General features: G+C 58.1%; 4 protein-coding genes. 1 reads left to right on the forward strand and 3 read right to left on the reverse strand.

The window, feature by feature from the left end; all coding sequences use genetic code 11:
- The 3 genes from AC2VLY_RS07575 to AC2VLY_RS07585 all read right to left on the reverse strand — a co-directional run.
- Positions 1-415: AbrB family transcriptional regulator (locus AC2VLY_RS07575; RefSeq protein ID WP_486922040.1), on the reverse strand; the 415-nt coding region annotated here is incomplete at its 3' end.
- Positions 412-888 carry a tRNA (uridine(34)/cytosine(34)/5-carboxymethylaminomethyluridine(34)-2'-O)-methyltransferase TrmL gene (trmL, locus tag AC2VLY_RS07580; RefSeq protein WP_486891773.1) on the reverse strand — a complete coding sequence of 159 codons (477 nt, stop codon included), beginning with the start codon at positions 886-888 and terminating at the stop codon, positions 412-414. The genes AC2VLY_RS07575 and trmL, both read right to left, overlap by 4 nt.
- On the reverse strand, positions 881-1612 hold the full coding sequence (locus tag AC2VLY_RS07585) for a ComF family protein (protein ID WP_486891774.1): 732 nt from the start codon (positions 1610-1612) through the stop codon (positions 881-883). The genes trmL and AC2VLY_RS07585 overlap by 8 nt, the downstream gene beginning before the upstream one ends.
- Positions 1613-1714: 102 nt before the next feature.
- Between AC2VLY_RS07585 and AC2VLY_RS07590 the strand changes: the two genes are divergently transcribed.
- Positions 1715-2451 (forward strand): aminotransferase class I/II-fold pyridoxal phosphate-dependent enzyme (locus AC2VLY_RS07590; protein ID WP_486922041.1); only part of this gene is annotated, 737 nt, incomplete at its 3' end.

Raw genomic sequence — 2451 nt, forward strand, 5'->3', positions numbered from 1 at the left:
CTCCTGCAGTCATGGACAGCAGACCGGTACTGGCTTTGATCTGCGTCCAGCGGCTGAAGAGCAAACCAGAAGCCAGGCTCAAAATCAGGGTGCCAGCTGTTACCAGCAATATGGGTAGCAGATGGGCGGAAATGGCCTCCAGCGCAGCAGTCGTAAACATCAAACCAATAGCCATGCCCAGTATGGCTTGCCCGGCTCGGGAAAAATGACGGGGATAAGCCAGGTTCCCGAGACTGTTGACGGCGATTCCAGTAACAACACCGGCAAACAGGGCTGCGGCGGGAATCTGCCAGAAGCGGAATAAAATGTTCAGCAGGACACTGCCCACAAGCAGTAATATCCAACGTCCCGTTATGCCGGAAACAGCGCCCGTAAGTTGTGCCAGAAACGTGTGCTCCCCGGGTTTGGTTTTCAAACGCCGCCCTTGAATCCCAATTGCCGCCATGCTTCAAATACCCCAACAGCACAGGCATTGGAAAGATTCAGGCTACGCTGTCCCGGACGCATGGGTAAACGCAATACTTGACTGGTGGGAAGACTCTCCAGAATCGGTGTGGGCAGACCACGCGTTTCCGGTCCGAACAGCAGGGCATCGCCTTCCTCAAAAGCCACCTGCTGATACAGGTTTTTTCCTTTGGTGCTGAATGCAAAAATACGTGCTCCATGCAGCGCGTTCAGGCAATGTTGCCAATCCGGATGCCGCAGCACCTCTGCAAATTCATGATAATCCAGTCCCGCACGGCGCAGGCGACGATCATCCCAGGCAAAGCCCAAGGGCTCTACCAGATGCAGGCGCGCGCCGGTGTTGGCGCAGAGCCGGATAACATTGCCGGTATTGGGCGGGATTTCCGGCTCATAAAGGATGACGTGCAAAAAAACGTCAGGCATGGGCAGGGACCGTTTCGCGCAGGGCGCGGGCCAGAACCCAGACATCAATACGCTGCACACCCACACTTTTCAATAACTCGGCAATTTGCCCCGCTGTTGTTCCCGTCGTCATCACATCATCGATAATGGCCACATGGTCGGGCAATTTGCCCCGCAGGGTGAAGGCAGAATCCAGATTCTCCCGCCGGGCGGCCGCACTCAGTCCGGTCTGGTGACGGGTATTCCGACAGCGTCGTAACACGCCAACCTTTACCGGAATACGCCAGCGTTTTCCCCAATAGCGGGCCAGCAGCAGCGCCTGATTGTAGCCGCGCTCGCGCAGTCGTTTGGGGTGCAGGGGCACGGGTAGTAAGCATTCTGGATGCGAAGGTGGCTGCGCTCCCCAACTGTCTGCCCAGGTCGTCGCCAAGGCCCGAGTCCAGTCCAGACGCTGGTGGAATTTCCAGGCGAGAATGGCAGCATTCAGTGGTTCGGCATACACAAAAGGCGTGTAGACATGATCGTACTGGGGCGCCTCTACAGAACATACCGGGCAGTCACCGTTGGCCTGGAGCGGCAATGCACAATAACTGCAACGGTTTTCTGGCAGGCGAGGCCAATCCTGGGCACAGGCCTCGCAGAGGGCGGCACCGACCACGCCACAGGCGCGACAATGTTCCGGGAAAAGCCACTGAGTGAGTTTTCGTCTGCTTTGGTAAAGCGGTTGCAGCGAGAAGCGGGGCAAGGGAATCCGTACACCTTTTGCGAAAGTGGGAGGCTGTAGTTTATGGATTCTGGCGCTTCGGGCTGACATTGACAAGGTAGATACCCGTCCTTATAAGAAGCTATGTCTGATACAGCAGAAAATACCTGGAGTACGCAGCTTGCGGATATTCGTCGGCAGGGACTATGGCGGGAGTTGCAGTCTCTGCAACCGGACCCGGACGCCGATCGTCCGCAATTTGTGGATGCGGAAGGTCGCTTACTCCTTTCTTTTGCCAGTAACGACTACCTGGGTCTGAGCAGGGAGCCCGCGTTACGACAGGCAGCCATTGCCGAAATGGAACGCAGTGGGGTGGGCGCCGGCGCAGCCCCCCTGCTGGGCGGTGAGCGTCCGGCCCATCAGGCTCTGGCGGCAGATTTGGCAGGCTGGTTGGGTGTGGAAGCCGTGCTGCTTTTCGGGAGTGGTTATCTGGCCAATCTGGGAATTATTTCCGCCCTGGTCGGCCGTCAGGACCGGGTTTACGCCGATCGTCTCAATCATGCCTCTCTGGTGGATGGTGTGCGTCTGTCCGGGGCGCGTCTGCAGCGTTACCGGCACGGCGATATGGCGCATTTGCAGCAGCTGCTGGAGCGCGGTACTTCGGGGCAGGCGTGGATCATCACCGATGGTGTATTCAGTATGGACGGTGATCTCGCCCCCCTGCCTGAAATCGTAACCCTTGCCCGCCGCTATCGGGCCAGAATCATTCTTGATGAAGCCCACGCCTTGGGCGTGTTGGGCGCAGAGGGGCGAGGAACCCTCGCGCACTATCAACTGGATACGCACTCTGTGGATGTCATCATGGGGACGCTCGGCAAGGC

This window comes from Acidithiobacillus sp. TH-A36 (assembly GCF_057473445.1).

What these genes read in the sequence shown, in the direction of transcription:
- trmL (WP_486891773.1), bottom strand. Translation starts at nt 888, where the DNA reads ATGCCTGACGTTTTTTTGCACGTCATCCTTTATGAGCCGGAAATCCCG.